Annotated in this window: 18 protein-coding genes and 1 pseudogene; 11 read left to right on the top strand and 8 right to left on the bottom strand. The window is 65.0% G+C overall.

The window, feature by feature from the left end:
- Nucleotides 1–2: 2 nt before the first annotated feature.
- Nucleotides 3–695: an SDR family oxidoreductase gene (locus MYCSM_RS05850; RefSeq protein ID WP_015305217.1), complete on the top strand. Its 693-nt coding sequence runs from the start codon at nucleotides 3–5 to the stop codon at nucleotides 693–695.
- On the top strand, nucleotides 692–1,693 hold the full coding sequence (locus MYCSM_RS05845; protein ID WP_015305216.1) for an NADP-dependent oxidoreductase: 1,002 nt from the start codon (nucleotides 692–694) through the stop codon (nucleotides 1,691–1,693). The genes MYCSM_RS05850 and MYCSM_RS05845 overlap by 4 nt, the downstream gene beginning before the upstream one ends.
- A gap of 12 nt (nucleotides 1,694–1,705) precedes the next feature.
- On the opposite strand, the gene MYCSM_RS05840 is transcribed toward MYCSM_RS05845, so the two are convergent.
- A complete protein-coding gene (locus MYCSM_RS05840) occupies nucleotides 1,706–2,050 on the bottom strand; it encodes a VOC family protein (protein WP_015305215.1) in 345 nt (114 codons plus the stop codon).
- Between the two features lie 47 nt (nucleotides 2,051–2,097).
- Here MYCSM_RS05840 and MYCSM_RS05835 point away from each other — a divergent pair, with 47 nt between their 5' ends.
- Nucleotides 2,098–2,922: an alpha/beta fold hydrolase gene (locus MYCSM_RS05835; protein WP_232425724.1), complete on the top strand. Its 825-nt coding sequence runs from the start codon at nucleotides 2,098–2,100 to the stop codon at nucleotides 2,920–2,922.
- Nucleotides 2,923–2,992: 70 nt separating this feature from the next.
- Here MYCSM_RS05835 and MYCSM_RS05830 read toward each other — a convergent pair whose 3' ends face one another.
- From MYCSM_RS05830 to MYCSM_RS05815, 4 genes are all read right to left on the bottom strand, one after another.
- Nucleotides 2,993–4,081, bottom strand: a complete 1,089-nt coding sequence (locus MYCSM_RS05830) for an adenosine deaminase (RefSeq protein WP_015305213.1) — start codon at nucleotides 4,079–4,081, stop codon at nucleotides 2,993–2,995.
- Nucleotides 4,078–5,379, bottom strand: coding sequence for a thymidine phosphorylase (locus MYCSM_RS05825; protein WP_015305212.1), 1,302 nt, complete (start codon nucleotides 5,377–5,379; stop codon nucleotides 4,078–4,080). The genes MYCSM_RS05830 and MYCSM_RS05825 overlap by 4 nt, the downstream gene beginning before the upstream one ends.
- A 41-nt stretch (nucleotides 5,380–5,420) precedes the next feature.
- Nucleotides 5,421–5,909 (bottom strand): DUF2231 domain-containing protein, encoded by a 489-nt coding sequence (locus MYCSM_RS05820; RefSeq protein ID WP_015305211.1) that lies wholly within the window; start codon nucleotides 5,907–5,909, stop codon nucleotides 5,421–5,423.
- An 80-nt stretch (nucleotides 5,910–5,989) separates the two neighbouring features.
- Nucleotides 5,990–6,415, bottom strand: a complete 426-nt coding sequence (locus tag MYCSM_RS05815) for a cytidine deaminase (RefSeq protein ID WP_015305210.1) — start codon at nucleotides 6,413–6,415, stop codon at nucleotides 5,990–5,992.
- 241 nt (nucleotides 6,416–6,656) lie between these two features.
- Between MYCSM_RS05815 and sdhC the strand changes: the two genes are divergently transcribed.
- The 4 genes from sdhC to MYCSM_RS05795 are packed head-to-tail and all read left to right on the top strand — an operon-like array spanning nucleotide 6,657 to nucleotide 10,102.
- Complete coding sequence (gene sdhC / locus MYCSM_RS05810) at nucleotides 6,657–7,085, top strand: succinate dehydrogenase, cytochrome b556 subunit (protein WP_015305209.1); 429 nt, start codon at nucleotides 6,657–6,659, stop codon at nucleotides 7,083–7,085.
- A complete protein-coding gene (locus tag MYCSM_RS05805; protein WP_015305208.1) occupies nucleotides 7,082–7,555 on the top strand; it encodes a succinate dehydrogenase hydrophobic membrane anchor subunit in 474 nt (157 codons plus the stop codon). The genes sdhC and MYCSM_RS05805 overlap by 4 nt, the downstream gene beginning before the upstream one ends.
- A gap of 14 nt (nucleotides 7,556–7,569) precedes the next feature.
- A complete protein-coding gene (gene sdhA / locus MYCSM_RS05800) occupies nucleotides 7,570–9,324 on the top strand; it encodes a succinate dehydrogenase flavoprotein subunit (RefSeq protein WP_015305207.1) in 1,755 nt (584 codons plus the stop codon).
- A 1-nt stretch (nucleotide 9,325) separates the two neighbouring features.
- On the top strand, nucleotides 9,326–10,102 hold the full coding sequence (locus MYCSM_RS05795; RefSeq protein WP_015305206.1) for a succinate dehydrogenase iron-sulfur subunit: 777 nt from the start codon (nucleotides 9,326–9,328) through the stop codon (nucleotides 10,100–10,102).
- Between the two features lie 48 nt (nucleotides 10,103–10,150).
- Here the strand turns inward: MYCSM_RS05795 and MYCSM_RS05790 are convergent, their stop codons facing one another.
- Nucleotides 10,151–10,522 carry a hypothetical protein gene (locus MYCSM_RS05790; protein WP_015305205.1) on the bottom strand — a complete coding sequence of 124 codons (372 nt, stop codon included), beginning with the start codon at nucleotides 10,520–10,522 and terminating at the stop codon, nucleotides 10,151–10,153.
- A gap of 176 nt (nucleotides 10,523–10,698) precedes the next feature.
- On the opposite strand from MYCSM_RS05790, the pseudogene MYCSM_RS05785 reads away from it, so the two are divergent.
- Nucleotides 10,699–11,301, top strand: a pseudogene (locus MYCSM_RS05785) (carboxymuconolactone decarboxylase family protein); the annotation flags it as partial.
- Here the strand turns inward: MYCSM_RS05785 and MYCSM_RS05780 are convergent.
- Entirely contained in the window at nucleotides 11,270–12,175 is a 906-nt protein-coding gene (locus MYCSM_RS05780) for a sigma-70 family RNA polymerase sigma factor (protein ID WP_041311379.1), read from the bottom strand. The pseudogene MYCSM_RS05785 and the gene MYCSM_RS05780 overlap by 32 nt on opposite strands.
- 72 nt (nucleotides 12,176–12,247) lie before the next feature.
- Between MYCSM_RS05780 and MYCSM_RS05775 the strand changes: the two genes are divergently transcribed.
- Nucleotides 12,248–13,954, top strand: a complete 1,707-nt coding sequence (locus tag MYCSM_RS05775) for an APC family permease (protein WP_015305202.1) — start codon at nucleotides 12,248–12,250, stop codon at nucleotides 13,952–13,954.
- A 32-nt stretch (nucleotides 13,955–13,986) separates the two neighbouring features.
- Here the strand turns inward: MYCSM_RS05775 and MYCSM_RS05770 are convergent, their stop codons facing one another.
- Nucleotides 13,987–15,492: a gamma-aminobutyraldehyde dehydrogenase gene (locus tag MYCSM_RS05770; RefSeq protein WP_015305201.1), complete on the bottom strand. Its 1,506-nt coding sequence runs from the start codon at nucleotides 15,490–15,492 to the stop codon at nucleotides 13,987–13,989.
- Between the two features lie 122 nt (nucleotides 15,493–15,614).
- On the opposite strand from MYCSM_RS05770, the gene MYCSM_RS05765 reads away from it, so the two are divergent.
- The gene (locus MYCSM_RS05765) at nucleotides 15,615–16,136 is read left to right on the top strand and encodes an Lrp/AsnC family transcriptional regulator (protein WP_015305200.1); all 522 of its coding nucleotides are present in this window, start codon (nucleotides 15,615–15,617) and stop codon (nucleotides 16,134–16,136) included.
- On the top strand, nucleotides 16,133–17,542 hold the full coding sequence (locus MYCSM_RS05760) for an aspartate aminotransferase family protein (protein WP_015305199.1): 1,410 nt from the start codon (nucleotides 16,133–16,135) through the stop codon (nucleotides 17,540–17,542). The genes MYCSM_RS05765 and MYCSM_RS05760 overlap by 4 nt, the downstream gene beginning before the upstream one ends.
- The last annotated feature ends 32 nt before the right edge of the window (nucleotides 17,543–17,574 follow it).

Here is a 17,574-nt window from a genome sequence, read left to right as displayed (position 1 = left end):
ACATGACGACACTCAGAGGTCAGACAGTGTTGGTCACCGGAGCCAACCGCGGCATGGGCCGCGAATACGTCGCGCAGCTCCTCGACCGTGGCGTGACGAAAGTCTATGCCGCGGCGCGTGATCCACGGGCAATCGACGTCGCGGATCCGCGCGTGGTTCCGCTACAACTCGATGTCACCGACGCGGCGTCCGTGGCTAACGCAGCCCAGGCGGCGCCCGATGTCAGCGTTCTGATCAACAACGCCGGCATCGCCCGCGGCGCCTCGGTCCTTCACAGCGACACCTCCCAACTGCGCGAGGAGATGGAGACCAACCTGCTCGGTCCTCTGGCATTGGCATCGGCTTTCGCCGACCGGATTGCCGAGAGGTCCGGCGCAATCGTCAACGTCGCGTCGGTACTCGCGTGGATACCCATCGGCGCAAGCTACGGAGTGACGAAGGCCGCGCTGTGGAGCGCCACTGACTCGATGCGGCTTGAACTCGGGTCGCGTGGCGTGCAAGTGGTCGGCGTCTACGTGGGACTGGTGGACACCGATATGGGCGCGTTTGCGGATAGTCCCAAGTCCGACCCCGCCGACGTGGTCCGACAGGTCCTCGACGGAATCGAGTCCGGCGTCGACGAAGTGCTGGCCGACGAAATGACTCTCGTCGTTCGTGCCCTACTGAACAAGCCGATCCGCGAGCGTGTGGCATGAAGGCATTCGCCATCGACCGCTACAAGAGCAAGGACGGTGGTCGAATCGTCGACTTGCCGCAGCCGAAGGTCGGCGACAACGACCTGCTGGTCCAAATCCATGCCGCGGGCGTCAATCTGGTCGACGTGAAGATCTCGGCCGGAGAATTCAAAACTTTTCTGCCGTACCGCTTTCCGCTCGTCCTAGGCAACGATGTGGCCGGCGTTGTGGTCGAGGTCGGATCCCGAGTTCGGCGTTTCAAGCCAGGCGACGAGGTCTATGCGCGGCCGGACACGGATCGCATGGGCACCTTCGCGGAGTTCATCGCGATGAGCGAAGATGACGTGGCGATCAAGCCGAAAGAACTCACCATGGCCGAAGCGGCGTCCATTCCGTTGGTGGGCCTGACCGCGTGGCAAGCATTGGTCGAGAAAGCCAACCTGAAGCCAGGACAAAAGGTCTTCATTCAGGCGGGCACCGGCGGCGTCGGCACATTCGCGATTCAGTTGGCCAAACACCTGGGTGCGACGGTGGCGACAACAGCCAGCGCAGCCAATTTCGACATGCTCAAAAGCCTCGGCGCAGACGTGTTGATCGACTACAAGACAGAGGACTTCGAGTCGCGGCTGCATGGTTATGACGTGGTGCTGCACAGTCAAGACGCGAAGACCCTCAACAAGTCGTTACGGGTGCTGAAGCTGGGCGGAAAACTGATCTCCATATCGGGTCCGCCCGACCCGGCGTTTGCCGAAGAGATCGGCGCGCGTTGGTTCGTGAAGCCCATCATGAGTGTCTTGAGCTTCGGTGCGCGGCGAAAGGCAAAGCGCCTCAACGTGACCTACTCATTCCTGTTCATGAAGGCGAACGGCAATCAGCTGAGCCGCATCACGTCTCTCATCGATGAGGGCGTCGTACGTCCCATCGTCGACAAGGTTTATACGTTCGAGTCGACCAAAGACGCCCTGGACTACGTCCAAAAGGGACGCGCCAAAGGCAAGGTCGTCGTCGAGGTGAGGTAAGAACCCCGCGCTCTACAGCTCGGTCGCCTTCGGATGCCGCGGCTCGTAGAGGCCGAGGGCGCCGCCGCCGGGCAGCCGGATGCTGGTCAATAGGCCCCACCCTTGATCGCTGACGGGGCCGCAGTTGACGCCCTTGGCTTTGAGCTCGTCGACGGTGGCGTTGACGTCGTCACACATCAGATACAGCTCGTGCGACGGCGTGTCCGCGGGATGCACGGCAGCTTCGCCGGGAGGCAGCTTGAAGATCAGCCAGCCGCCGCCGGCGTCGACGTGCGGATACTCCAGCACGTCACGGAAGAAGGCCCGGTCGGCGTCGGCGTCTTGGCTGTAGATGATGACATGAGCGCCAGTGATCACGGCGCCACGGTACGTCGCGATGATTTTGCGGCCCAGCGTCGGTCTGCATGAGCATGACCCTCTCAACGACCCCCATCGTCTGCTCCGTCACCGTTGCCGGCGCCCGCCTGCACTACGAGATCCGCGGTGCCGGCCCTCTGCTCCTCGTCATCGGCTCGCCGATGGCATCGGCGGAGTTCGCACCGCTGGCCGACGCGCTGGCCACCGACCACACGGTCGTCACCTACGACCCGCGCGGTTACGCAAACAGCAGGGTCGATGACGCCGACGCGCCATCTGGCGTCGAACAGCGGGCCGATGACGTCGCCGCGATCCTCGACGACCTTGGCACTGAATCGGCCGACCTGTTCGGCTCCAGCGGCGGGGCCGTGACGGGACTGGCCCTGGTGGCCCGGCATCCCGGGCGGGTGCGCACGCTCGTCGCCCATGAGCCGCCACTGCTCGAACTGCTGCCCGACGCCGCCGAGCAGCGCGCGAACACCGAGGCGATCGTCGACACGTTCCATCGCGACGGGTTCGGGGCCGCATGGATGCATTTCATGCGTAACGCCGGGTTCGACGTGGCTGCAGGCGACGCTCCACCGGACCCAGCCGAATCGTCCGATGATGAGGCGCGGCAGGCCGCGCGGTTTTTCGAGATCGATATGTACCCGACGACGCGATACCAGCCCGACATCGATGCGCTGAAGAGCGGCCCCACGCGTGTGGTGGTCGGCATCGGCGTCGACTCCGGACAGCTGCTCACCTACCGCACGTCGGTGGCGCTGTGTGAACTGCTCGGTGTCGCGCCGACGGAGTTCCCCGGTGATCACGGTGGATTCATCGGTGCGCCAATCGAATTCGCCGAGACGCTGCGGTCTGCACTGGGGTAACCCACCCCACCGCGAGCGTGCGTGTCTGCACGCAGACACGCACGCTCGCGGTAGTTGGGGTTAGCCGAAGTTAGCCGACGAGGACGGCGAAGCGCGGCTTTATCACGTCGTCGATGATCGACAGTCGCTCGTCGAACGAGATGAACGCCGACTTCATCGCATTGATGGTGAACCGCTGCAGGTCGGTCCAGCCGTAGCCGAACGCCTCGACGAGGCGCAGCATCTCCTGGCTCATCGTGGTGTCGCTCATCAACCGGTTATCCGTATTCACGGTCACGCGAAAACGCAAGCGAGCCAACAGATCAAAGGGGTGCTCGGCGATGCTGCCGACGGCCCCGGTCTGAACATTGGAGGTCGGGCACATTTCAAACGGAACTCGCTTGTCGCGCAACAGGGATGCCAGCCTGCCGAGCTGCGCGGTACCGTCTGGGCCTTCCACGATGTCGTCGACGATCCGGACGCCGTGGCCCAGTCGATCGGCGCCGCAGAACGCGATGGCCTCGTGAATCGACGGCAGCCCGAACGCCTCGCCGGCGTGAATCGTGAAGCGCGCGTTGTTGCTTCGCATGTATTCGAACGCGTCGAGGTGCCGTGTCGGCGGGTAGCCGGCCTCGGCGCCCGCGATGTCGAATCCGACGACACCCTTGTCCCGGAAGCGGATGGCCAGCTCGGCGATCTCGCGGGACCGTGCGGCGTGCCGCATCGCCGTGACGAGGCAGCGCACGGTGATGGCCCGGCCCTCCGCGCTGGCGGCCTTCTCGCCGTCGGCGAAGCCCGCCAGCACCGCGTCGACGACCGCGTCCAGCGACAGCCCGCGATCGATGTGCAATTCGGGCGCGAACCTGATCTCGGCGTAGACCACGTTGTCGGCCGCCAGATCCTCGACGCATTCATAGGCCACCCGGTAGAGCGCCTCCGGTGTCTGCATCACGCCCACCGTGTGCGCGAAAGGTTCGAGGTAGCGCACCAGCGACCCGCTGTGCGCGGCGGTGCGGAAGAACGCCGCGAGCTCGTCGACGCCGGTCGCGGGCAAATCGTCGTAACCGTTGGTCTCGGCAAGCTCCAGCACCGTGGCCGGTCGCAGCCCACCGTCGAGGTGGTCGTGCAGCAGAGCCTTGGGCGCCTGCCGGATCGACTCCAGTGTCAGCGGGGTGGTCACGCCACGATCCGATCGATGATCAGCGGCCGGGCGGCAGGCGCCGTATCGCCGACGCTCCACGCGCCGTCCAGTTCGGCCATCGCGGCCTCGAACCGTTCAGGGGTGTCGGTGTAGAGCGTGAACAACGCTTCACCTGCGGCGACGGCCTCGCTGGGACGGCGATGAATGCGCAGCCCGGCGCCGCACTGCACCTGCTCACCCGGGGCGGAGCGGCCCGCGCCGAGCCGCCACACCGTCAGTCCCACCGCCATCGCGTCGATGAGTCCCATCGTGCCATCGCGCGGCGCCGAGATGGTCTCGGAATACGCACCGATCGGCAGCGGTCGGGACAAGTCGCCACCCTGCGCGGCGACAAGCGCGCGAAACCGGTCCATCGCCGAGCCGTCCTTCAGGGTCTGCGCGGGATCGATCGCGTCAAGACCCGCGGCGTCGAGCATCTCGGTGGCCAGTGCCAGCGTCAGCTCGACGACATCGGCCGGACCTCCCCCCGCGAGCACCTCCAGCGATTCCTCCACCTCGACCGCGTTGCCGACGGTGCGGCCCAACGGCGTCTCCATGCCGGTCAGCAGTGCGCGGGTCACCAGCCCCTCGGCGACGCCCAGCTCCACCATCGTTCGGGCCAACTCGCGCGACTCTGCTTCGGTGCCCAGAAATGCCCCACTGCCGACCTTGCTGTCGAGCACCAGGGCCCGGGTGCCCTCGGCGATCTTCTTGCTCATCACGGAGCTGGCGATCAACGGCAGCGACTCGGTGGTCGCGGTGACATCGCGCAGCGCATAGATCTTCCGGTCCGCGGGTGCCAGCTCGCCCGCGGCGAAAATCGCCGCGCCGAGGTCGCAAAGTTGTTGGCGGATTTGGGCTTTCGATATCTCAGCGGTGAAACCCGGAATGGACTCCAGCTTGTCGAGGGTGCCGCCGGTGTGCCCGAGGCCGCGCCCCGCGGCCTGTGGCACCGCTCCCCCACATGCCATTACGACGGGAACAAGCGGAATGGTGATCTTGTCGCCGACGCCGCCAGTGGAGTGCTTGTCCACCAATGCCAATGGCTTGCCGTCGCGCCGCAGATCCGTAAAGTCCAACCGCTCACCGGAATCCACCATCGCGGCCGTCCAGCGGGCAATCTCGGCACCGGTCATTCCCCGCAGGAAGATGGCCATCAACAACGCCGACATCTGTTCGTCGGCGACGCGGCCGTGGGTATACCCGTCGATCACCCAATCGATCGCGGCGTCGGACAAGACGCCGCCATCGCGTTTGGTCCGAATAACGGTTGGCGCGTCAAATGCGAACGCGGTCACCGCGGTTACGTTACCGGTGACGGATCAGCAGGCGAGAGCTGTTAGGCGGGGACGTTCTTGTGGCTCAAGGAGCTCGGCGCGTCGGGGTTGGCGCCCTCGTCGATGCCGATCCCGAGGCGGTCGACACGTTCACCACCGAGCCACGCCGCGACACTGGCCACCACCACAGCGACGAAGCTGCAGGCCAGCGCCAATGGTGTGGGCTCCCATCCGCCGGCGTTCCATCGCAGCAGCCAGCTGATCGCGAACAACACGAGCACAACGGCGTGGATCAGCCCATGCAGCAGGCCAATCCGCTTGGCACGCGTATCGGCGGGGATCTTGAAGTAGTCGATCCAGCCGAAGGGTGCCGCTAGCGCGCCACCGATGATGCCCCCGGCTATCGCATATGCGGCCGCCACCGTGAATCCGGCGCGGTCGGTGATCAGGTAAATGACGTCGAATACCACGGCTGTAGTCAGCAGCCCAATCGGAAACGGGATCAGCATCGGGTGAACCGGATGTCCCACCAGCTTCGCGCGACTAGTCATGGCCCTCCTCAAGCGATTTCCGTGACGGGAACGGGACTACCCGGCGCTGGCTAGCTCAAACGAACCAAATGTGAAGCCGGTCACGGTGTTTCTTCGTGCGCGGGCTCACTGCCGCGCGTCAGATCCCGCGGTCCGAACGCGTCGGGCAGCAGCACGCTCAACGCTCGCGGCCCGAGCGGATGGTCGATCAGCAGATCGGGTCCGCCGTGCTCGAGAAGCACCTGCCGGCATCGCCCGCACGGCATCAACACCTCGCCCGCCGCGTCCACACACGAGAGCGCAATCAGCCTGCCGCCACCGGAGGAATGCAGGGCACAGACCACAGCACACTCGGCACAGAGACCTAGACCATATGAGACATTTTCCACATTGCAGCCAGCCACCATTCGGTGATCGTCGACCAGCGCCGCCGCCCCGACCGCGAAGCCCGAATACGGCGCATACGCGTGCGCCGACGCCTCAGTTGCCTTGTGTCGCAACATCTTCCAGTCGATCTCGGATGTCACGTCAATTCCACCATTCGGATTCTGAATGCATTCCGAAGCCTCCGCTCCACGGCCGGGCCACCTAGATAGGTAACCCTAAGTTTTGCCGTTTTCCGTGCGCCGACGGCTAAACGGTAGTTCGTTTAGCAGTACAACTGGGTTTAGAGTCGCCCCGAGGTTTGGGCAGGTTCTCAGCCGAGCCGGATGTCGCCGCCGGTGCGGCTCCGATGCCCAAGCGTCCACCGATGGCGTTGGAGGCCAGATGAGTACTGCGACACCAGCAAGCCCGGCCGTGCCGGCGCCGCTACCTCACCCGTCGCGCAGACGTTCGCTCTATCGCGGTGATCCCGGCATGTGGTCCTGGGTGCTGCACCGCATCACGGGGGCGACGATTTTCTTCTTCCTGCTCGTCCACGTGCTCGACACGGCGCTCGTGCGCGTCAGCCCCGAGGCCTACAACGAAGTCATCAACACCTACAAGACACCGATCGTCGGGCTGATGGAAGTCGGCCTCGTCGCGGCAGTGCTTTACCACGCACTCAACGGGATCCGCGTGATTCTGATCGACTTCTGGCAGCACGGCCCGCGCTACCAGCGGCTGATGTTGTGGATCGTCGCCGGCGTCTGGCTGGCCGTGATGATCCCGACGCTCGGCGTCATCGGAATGCACATGGCGGAGCGATTCCTATGACCGAAGCGCCGTGGACACCCCACCACCGCGAGGGCCGACTGGCCCCCGTTCAGGAAAAAGAACACGACCGTCCGGCCAGCCTGGACCACCCCCGCGCGCCGCGTCGCCCCAGGGGCATCCCGTACTTCGAGAAGTACGCCTGGCTGTTCATGCGGTTCTCCGGCGTCGCCCTGGTTGTGCTCGCCCTCGGCCACCTGTTCATCGGGCTGATCTGGGACAACGGCGTTTACCGCATCGACTTCAACTATGTGGCCGAGCGCTGGGCGTCGCCGTTCTGGCAGATCTGGGACATGGCCCTGCTGTGGCTGGCGATGGTGCACGGCGCCAACGGCATGCGCACCATCATCGGTGACTACGCGCGCAAGAACATCACGAAGTTCTACCTGAATTCGCTGTTGCTGCTGGTCACAGGGTTCACGCTGGTGCTAGGCACCTACGTGCTGGTGACCTTCGACGCGAACGTCTCGTGACGGGGAGCTGATCAATGCTTATTGAACATCGCTACGACGTCGTCATCGTCGGCGCTGGCGGCGCGGGTATGCGCGCGGCCGTCGAGGCGGGTCCGCGAGTCCGCACCGCGGTGCTGACCAAGCTCTATCCGACCCGCAGCCACACCGGCGCAGCCCAGGGCGGCATGTGCGCGGCGCTGGCCAACGTCGAAGAGGACAACTGGGAGTGGCACACCTTCGACACGGTCAAGGGCGGCGACTACCTCGCCGACCAGGACGCGGTCGAGATCATGTGCAAGGAAGCCATCGACGCGGTGCTCGACCTCGAGAAGATGGGGATGCCGTTCAATCGCACCCCCGAGGGCCGCATCGACCAGCGCCGGTTCGGCGGGCACACCCGCGACCACGGCAAGGCGCCAGTGCGGCGGGCCTGTTACGCCGCCGACCGCACCGGCCACATGATCTTGCAGACGCTGTACCAAAACTGCGTCAAACACGACGTCCAGTTCTTCAACGAGTTCTATGCGCTCGACCTGGCACTGACGGAGACGGCCGCTGGCCCCGTCGCGACCGGCGTGATCGCGTATGAACTTGCCACCGGCGACATTCACGTCTTCCACGCCAAGGCGATCGTGCTCGCCACGGGTGGCTCCGGCCGGATGTACAAGACCACCTCCAACGCGCACACGCTGACCGGCGACGGCCTCGGCATCGTGTTCCGCAAGGGACTTCCGTTGGAGGACATGGAGTTTCACCAGTTCCACCCGACAGGCCTTGCGGGCCTTGGCATTCTGATCTCTGAGGCCGTCCGCGGTGAGGGCGGCATCCTGCTCAACAGCGAGGGCGAGCGGTTCATGGAGCGCTACGCCCCCACGATCAAGGACCTGGCCCCCCGCGACATCGTCGCCCGCTCGATGGTGCGCGAGGTGCTTGAGGGCCGCGGCGCAGGCCCGCACAAGGATTACGTGTACATCGACGTGCGCCATCTCGGCGAGGATGTGCTCGAGTCCAAACTGCCCGACATCACCGAGTTCGCCCGCACCTACCTTGGCGTCGACCCGGTCAAGGAACTGGTGCCGGTCTACCCGACCTGCCACTACGTAATGGGCGGCATCCCGACAACAGTGAGCGGTCAGGTGTTGCGCGACAACACAACTCCGCTGCCCGGCTTGTACGCCGCCGGCGAGTGCGCCTGCGTCTCAGTGCACGGCGCCAACCGGCTCGGTACCAACTCGCTGCTGGATATCAACGTGTTCGGCCGTCGCGCCGGTATCGCCGCGTCGAATTACGCACTGGGCCATGACCATGTCGACCTACCGACCGATCCGGCGGGCATGGTCGTCAGCTGGGTTGGTGACATCTTGTCCGAGCACGGCAACGAGCGCGTCGCCGACATCCGCGGTGCGCTGCAGCAGTCGATGGACAACAACGCGGCGGTGTTCCGCACCGAGGAGACCTTGAAGCAGGCGTTGACGGACATCCACGCGCTCAAGGAACGCTACGCCCGAATCACCGTGCACGACAAGGGCAAACGCTACAACAGCGATTTGCTCGAGGCGATCGAGCTGGGCTTCCTGCTGGAGCTCGCCGAGGTAACGGTCGTCGGCGCGTTGAACCGCAAGGAATCTCGTGGCGGGCACGCCCGTGAGGACTACCCCAACCGTGACGACACGAACTACATGCGCCACACCATGGCCTACAAGGAGGGCAGCGAGCTGCTGTCCGATATCCGGCTGGACTACAAGCCGGTAGTGATGACGCGGTACGAGCCGATGGAACGGAAGTACTGAGATGAGTGCACCAGCTGTCGACACCACGGAAGGCGCTGCCCCGCCGGTCCCCGAGGGCGCGGTGATGGTCACGCTGAAGATCGCCCGCTTCAATCCGGAGGACCCCGACACCGCCGGTTGGCAGAGCTTCCGTGTGCCGTGCCTACCCACTGACCGGCTGCTCAACCTACTGCACTACGTGAAGTGGTACCTGGACGGCACGCTGACGTTCCGGCGGTCCTGCGCGCACGGCGTGTGCGGGTCCGACGCGATGCGGATCAACGGCGTCAACCGGTTGGCGTGCAAGGTGCTGATGCGCGACATGCTGCCGAAGAAGCCCGGCAAGCAGCTGACCATCACGATCGAGCCGATCCGCGGCCTGCCCGTCGAGAAGGACCTCGTGGTCAACATGGAGCCGTTCTTCGACGCCTACCGCGCGGTCAAGCCGTTCCTGATCACCAGCGGCAATCCGCCTACGCGCGAACGTATTCAGAGCCAGACCGACCGGATGCGCTACGACGACACCACCAAGTGCATCCTGTGCGCGTGCTGCACCACCAGCTGCCCCGTGTACTGGAGCGAGGGCAGCTACTTTGGGCCGGCCGCCATCGTCAACGCACACCGGTTCATCTTCGACAGTCGCGACGAGGGCGCCGCCGAGCGACTGGACATCCTGAACGAGGTCGACGGCGTCTGGCGCTGCCGGACCACGTTCAACTGCACGGAGTCCTGCCCGCGCGGCATCCAGGTGACGCAGGCCATCCAAGAGGTCAAGCGCGCGTTGATGTTCGCGCGTTAGCGATTTCGGCGCGCCTACGCTCGCTCAGCGTCCGCTAGCGCGCCGAAATCACACGATGATGATCGGGATGAAGATCCCGAACAACCAGAACCCCCACGCGTGGAAGCCCGGGTGCCAGAACGGGAACACCCGGTAGCCCCAGTAGTCGAAGTCGTGGGGTACGAAGCCGTGCCAGTGCACAGCCGGCGGCGGCCCCCAGCCCCATGGTGGCCGGTCGTCGTTGCGCCATTTGTTGACGCGCCACCACTGGTTCCAGTCGTCGCCGTTCCAGTTGTTCCACTGCCAGTCGTTGGTCACCCACTCGTTGTGGTCGTTGGGGCCCCAGTCGGGATCGGCGGCCGCGACGGGGGCGACCCCGATGCCGCCGACAGCGACCACACCGGCGATTGAGCCCTGCGCCACCAGCTGCTTGATATTCATTTACCGCTCCTCGTCTCCCCGACATCAACAGGAAGAGGAGGTCAACTCCCAGCGTCCGCCAAGCCCGGCCTGGACGGACTTGATCTCACTCACTGATTTATCGGCCGGCGGCTATGGCGCCGTTACCAGCGCTGTCACACATCGACGAGCTGTCTCGTCATAAGGGCATGACGGAAAAAGCACAGAAAACCCGCATTGCCCCTGTCCCCCCGAAACAGGCCGGCCTGCTGACCCGCGTCATGTATCGGGTGGCCCGGCGCCGGTTCGGCGAGGTGCCTGAGCCGTTCACCGTCGCAGCGCATCACCCGCGGCTGCTGATCGCGAACGCCGTGCACGAGACGCTGCTGGACTCCGGTTCGAAGAAGCTCCCCAAGAACGTCCGCGAACTGGCGGTGTTCTGGACGGCCCGCACCATCGGCTGCTCGTGGTGCGTCGACTTCGGGTCCATGCTGCAGCGGCTCGACGGCCTCGACGTCGACCGGCTCAAGGAGATCGACAACTACGCGACCTCACCGCGCTACACCGACGACGAGCGTGCAGCGATCGCCTATGCCGACGCGATGACGACCGACCCACACACCGTCACTGACGAGCAAGTCGCCGATCTACAGCGGCGCTTCGGTGACGACGGCGTCATCGAGCTGACCTACCAGATCGGTGTCGAGAACATGCGGGCCCGCATGTACTCCGCGCTGGGCATCACCGAGCAGGGGTTCAATTCTGGCGACGCATGTCGTGTGCCGTGGGCTACCGACGAGCCGCAAGCGGCGACGCGGTGAACTTGTCCGGGTTGGCGATATCCCATATGGCGCACACCTTTCCGTCGCGCACCGTCATCGCGGTGATCCGGGGCATCAGCTCCGGATAGCCCTCGCGGGCCGGTGCGCCTTCGGTGAAGGTGCCGACCTGGCCGTTGATCAACGCCAGCTGGCCGCCGGCTAACCAGTTCGGCCCATACCTGCGTGCCAAGCCGAACAAGAACCGCGCGACCTTGTCGGGTCCGGCGATGGTCCGCGCCGCGGTCGGCGCCTTGCCGTTGGCGTCGCCGGTGAACGTGACATCCGGATGTAGCACGCGCACAACGGCTTCCATGTCACCGGCGGCCAACGCCGCCATCAGGGAGCCGGCCACCTCGTTGTGAGCCTCGTCGGCCACTGGCGGCGGCGCGGACGCCACGGCACGCCGCGCCCGCGAGGCGAGTTGCCGGGCCGATGCGTCGCTGACACCGAGCATCGCGGCGATCTCACCGAACGGCACCGCGAAACCGTCGTGCAGCACGAAAGCCACCCGCTGATCCGGGGTCAGCCGTTCCAGCACGACCATTGCCGCGAACCGTGCGTCGTCGGCGGCCACCACTGCCGCAAGTGGATCGTTGCCGTCCAACCCGGTCACCACCGGTTCGGGCAGCCATTCGCCGACATAGGTTTCCCTGCGCTTGACCGCTGACCGCAGCCGGTCCAGGCCGAGCCTGCTGACCACTGTTGTCAGCCACGCGCGTAGATCGTTGATGGACTCCGAGGTGCCGTCCCACCGCAGCCATGCATCCTGCACGACGTCTTCGGCATCCGCGACGGTGCCGGTGAGCCGGTAAGCGACGGCAAGCAAGTGTGGCCGTAGCTCCTCGAATTCGTCGACACGCGTGCTCGCGGTCATGTGACCCAGCATAATGACGACGAAATCCGTCGTTCCTATCCAGCTGTGCGACTGAAATCGTACTGTTTCGCCATGAGTAAAGGCGAACACGTAGCGACCAACGTGGAGAGTAAGGGTCTCAAGGGTGGGGCGCTGGGTCTGCTGTCGAGCATCGTCGTCGGCATGGCGTCGACGGCCCCGGCCTACAGCCTCGCCGCCACCCTCGGTCTGATCGTCGCCAGCGGCGGCGCCTTGCTGTCCGGCGTGAAAGCTCCAGCCATCGTGCTGATCTCGTTCATCCCGATGTACCTGATCGCGGTCGCCTACCAAGAACTCAACAAAGCCGAACCCGACTGCGGCACGACGTTCACGTGGGCGTCGCGGGCGTTCGGACCGATCGTCGGTTGGCTCGGCGGGTGGGGCATCATCGCTGCCGACGTCATCGTTATGGCCAACCTGGCACAGATCGCCGGCGCGTATTCGTTCACCTTCGTCGGGGACCTCGGCTGGCATTCGGTCGCCGAGCTTTCCAGCAGTACGTTCTGGTCGACAGTGGCGGGCGTCATCTGGATCGCGCTGATGACCTACATCTGCTACCGCGGCATCGAGGTTTCCGCGCGACTGCAGTACGCGCTGCTGTCAATCGAAATCGTGGTACTCGTTGTGCTTTCGGTGGTCGCGCTGTTCAAGGTGTACACGCACAGTGCCGAGACCTACTCATTGTTGCCGTCCCTGTCGTGGTTCTGGCCGGGCGGCTTGGACTTCGGCACCGTCATCGCACCCGCCGTCCTCACCACGATCTTCATCTACTGGGGCTGGGACACGGCGGTGGCCTGCAACGAAGAGTCCGACGACCCCGGTCGCACGCCCGGCCGCGCCGCGGTCATTTCGACGTTCCTGCTTCTGGCGACGTATGCGCTTGTGACTGTCGCAGCAATCGCTTTCGCCGGCGTCGGCACCGACGGCATCGGTCTCGGAAACTCGGAGAACGCGGCGGACGTGTTTGCCGCCATCGGCCCGGACCTGTTCGGCAACAGCTTCCTCGGTCAGGTCGGACTGCTGCTGCTGTCGGCGTCGATCCTGACGTCGGCGTCGGCGTCCACGCAGACCACGATCCTGCCGACGGCCCGCACGACCCTATCCATGGGTGTGTACAAGGCGCTGCCAGACGCCTTCGCGAAGATCCACCGCCGCTATCTCACGCCATCGGTATCGACGGTCGCGATGGGCGTGGTGTCGGCGATCTTCTACGTGCTGTTCACGGTGATCAGCAGGAACCTGCTGACGGCATTGATCGGCTCGGTCGGGCTGATGATCGCGTTCTACTACGGACTGACCGGATTCGCCTGTATGTGGTTTTACCGAAAGACATTGACACGCAACGTTCGCGATTTTGTCATGCGCGGCGTCGTTCCCCTGCTCGGCGGCATCGTGCTGCTTGTCGTGTTCATCTACGGACTCCTGCAATACGCCAAGCCGGATTGGTTGACCGATGACGAAGGCAATAACGTGACGATCTTCGGTTTCGGCGCGGTCGCGGTCGTCGGCATCGGCGCGTTGGTCCTCGGCCTGATCCTGATGGCGCTGTGGCGGGTGGCGTCGCCCAACTTCTTCAAAGGCGTCACCCTGCCGCGTCGCAGCCACGATCTGCTGCTCGAACCTGTCGGCGCCGCAAGCCCACACTTCGGTTTACCAGACTCGGGGGACGCGCCGACGGTCAACGCACCGAACCTGTCCAACCGGCCTCCAGGCGAAACCGCGCTCGATCCCGAAACCGGTGAGGAATTCAGCAAAGGCTAGGTGAACCGACCACGCGGGTAGTAGGCAACGGCCTATCGCTTGGTGAAAATCGTTCGGTGCCAACCCTTGTCGGCAACGCCGGTGATATCGCTCATCACGTGCTTGATCGTGAGGTACTCCTCGAGCGAATAGACGCTCATGTCCTTGCCGAAACCCGACGCGCCAAGACCACCGTGCGGCATCTCGCTGATGATCGGGATGTGATCGTTGATCCACACACAGCCGGCCTTGATCTCGCGCGACGCGCGCTGCGCGCGGTAAACGTCGCGGGTCCACGCCGACGCGGCCAGACCGTAGTCGGTGTCGTTGGCCTGCCGTAGCGCGTCGTCGTCATCGACGAACGACCGCACCGTCAGCACCGGACCGAAGATCTCGTCGCGGTAGACCTCCGACTGCTCGTCGACATCGGCGATCAGCGTCGGCAGGTAGAACGACCCGGGCACATCCGGAGCGGCGCCACCTGCAACGATCCGTCCACCTTGGCCGGGCGCGCGGGCGACCATGCCCGCCACCTTCTCCCGGTGCGCCGCCGTGATCAACGGGCCGAGATCGGTCTCGGGGTCATGAGGATCACCGACAACAACCTTCGAAAACACCTCACCGACGCCGGCGACGAAATCGTCGTAGAGCTCACGGGCCACGATCGCCCGCGTCGCTGCGGTGCAGTCCTGCCCGGTGTTGATCAACGCGCCCGCGACCGCGCCCTGGATCACGGCGTTCAGATCGGCGTCGTCGAACACCACGAACGGCGCCTTGCCGCCGAGTTCCAGCTGCACGCGATGACCGTGGGTCGCCGCGGCCGCCATCACCTTGCGGCCCACCGCCGTCGACCCGGTGAACGTCACCACGTCGACGTCGCGATGCCCGGCCAGTGCAGTGCCGGCATCGGCACCGGCCCCGGTCACCACGTTGAACACGCCGTCGGGCAGCCCCGCCTCACTGGCCAGCCGAGCCAGCGTCAGCGTCGTCAGGGGAGTCAGCTCACATGGCTTGATCACCACGCTGCATCCGGCCGCCAACGCGGGCAACACTTTCCACACCGCCATCTGCAGCGGGTAGTTCCACGGCGTGATGGTGCCGACCACACCGACGGCCTCGCGCCGGATGCTCGACGTGTGATCGCCCGAGTACTCCGCAGTGGCCTTGCCCTCCAGATGGCGAGCCGCGCCCGCGAAGAAGTCGATGTTGTCGACACTGCCCGGCACGTCGAACTCGGCGGCCAGCCGCACCGGCTTACCGGTCTGTCTGACCTCCTCGGCCACCAGGTCATCCGCGTGCTCGTCGGCCAGCTTCGCCAGCTTGGCCAGCACCGCGGACCGATCGGCAGGCGTCGCCGTCGCCCAGCCGGACAAGGCCGCGCGCGCGGACGCCACCGCCCGGTCGACGTCGGCAGGTGTGGCCAGCGCGTAGTCGGCAACGGGTTGGCCGGTCGCCGGGTTGATGACCTGATGCAGGTCGCCGCCGGTCACCACCGGGGCGCCGTTGATCCAGCTGCCTGCCACACTGGTAGATACCGCCCGACCCTGAAGCGCAGTCATGGCCCAACGCTAGCCCACGCCGCACGGCGCGGCTACGCATTCCCGCCGCGCAGGCCCCTCAAAACGAGGGATTTCATCGCTGTAGTTGCTTGTGACGACGGATTCCGTGCACAATCACAGGCATGGCCAACCCGGGCGCACCGCAGCCAATGGGCGCCGTCTCATTCCGCGTCAACCAGTCCCGACCTGGCGCGGCGTTCCATCTTGACGAGTTGTCGAAGCAGATCATCGAGAAGTTGCAGCAGGATGGCCGCCGGTCGTATGCGGGCATCGGCAAAGCGGTCGGGTTGTCGGAGGCCGCGGTCCGTCAACGCGTCCAGCGAATGGTCGACGCCGGCGTCATGCAGATTGTCGCCGTGACCGATCCGATGCAGCTGGGCTTCGCCCGCCAGGCGATGATCGGGATCCGCTGCACCGGCGACACCACCCGGGTGGCCGAGAAGCTGGCCGCCCTCGAATCCGTCGACTACGTGGTGCTGACCGCGGGCTCGTTCGACGCCATCGTCGAAGTCGTCTGCGAGGACGACGACGACCTTCTCGACCTACTTAATACCCAAATTCGCGCACTTCCTGGGGTGATATCAACCGAGACACTTGTTTACCTGAGACTCGTTAAACAGCAATACAATTGGGGTACAAGATGACAACTACCGATATCGCACAAGAAGTTTCCAGCGACCTGGGAGCAAAGGCCAACCGCCACCTGTGGGGACACTTCGCGCGCCACGGCGCAGGAATCACGCCGCCGATCATCACCCGTGGCGAGGGCGTAACAATCTGGGACGACAAGGGAAAGAGCTATATCGACGGTCTCTCAGGACTTTTCGTCGTTCAGGTCGGCCATGGTCGCGAAGAACTCGCGGAGGCCGCGGCCAAACAAGCCGAGAAACTCTCCTTCTTCCCGTTGTGGTCCTACGCCACGCCCCCGGCGATCGAACTCGCTGAGCGGCTGGCCAACTATGCACCTGGCGACCTGAACCGGGTGTTCTTCACCACCGGTGGCGGCGAGGCCGTCGAATCGGCGTGGAAGCTGGCCAAGCAGTACTTCAAGCTGACCGGCAAACCCGGTAAGTACAAAGCGATTTCGCGCTCCATTGCCTACCACGGCACGCCGCACGGCGCGCTGGCGATCACGGGCCTGCCGACGTTCAAGGCGCCGTTCGAGCCGATCACGCCCGGCGGGTTCCGCGTGCCCAACACGAACTTCTACCGGGCCGCGCCGCCATACGACAAGGACGAGAAGGCGTTCGGGCAGTGGGCGGCCGATCGGATCGCCGAGGCAATCGAGTTCGAGGGCCCTGACTCGGTGGCAGCGGTGTTTCTCGAGCCGGTGCAGAACGCAGGCGGATGCTTCCCGCCACCGCCGGGCTACTTCGAACGGGTCAGGGAGATCTGCGACGAGTACGACGTCCTGCTGGTCTCCGACGAGGTCATCTGTGCGTTTGGCCGAATCGGTTCGATGTTCGCCTGCAACGACTTCGGCTATGTACCGGACATCATCACGTGCGCCAAGGGCATGACGTCCGGATACTCGCCGATCGGAGCGATGATCGCGAGCGACCGGCTGTTCGAGCCGTTCAGTGACGGCAAGACGACGTTCACGCACGGATACACCTTCGGAGGTCATCCCGTCTCGGCCGCAGTCGCGCTGGCCAACCTCGACATCTTCGAACGCGAAGGCCTCAACGACCGGGTCAGGCAGAATGCGCCTGCCTTCCGAGCCACGCTGGAGAAGCTGCTCGACCTGCCGATCGTCGGAGACGTGCGCGGCGAGGGGTACTTCTACGGCATCGAGCTGGTGAAGGACAAGGCAACCAAGCAGGTCCTCGACGACGAGCTCAGCGAATGGCTGTTGCGCAGCTTCCTCTCCGTCGAGCTGTTCGAGGCCGGTCTTTACTGCCGAGCCGACGACCGCGGCGACTCGGTCGTCCAGCTGGCGCCGCCACTGATCAGCGGACAGGCCGAGTTCGACCAGATCGAACAGATCCTGCGCGGGGTGTTCACCGAGGCTTGGAAGCATCTGCAAGAGCGCGGTGACGCCTGGCATTAGGCCCGGGTTCGAACCGGTGCCGGGGGCGTAGC

Source organism: Mycobacterium sp. JS623 (assembly GCF_000328565.1).
In the GTDB taxonomy this organism is placed as follows: Bacteria; Actinomycetota; Actinomycetes; order Mycobacteriales; family Mycobacteriaceae; genus Mycobacterium.
This window is presented reverse-complemented; position numbering and strand designations above follow the sequence as displayed.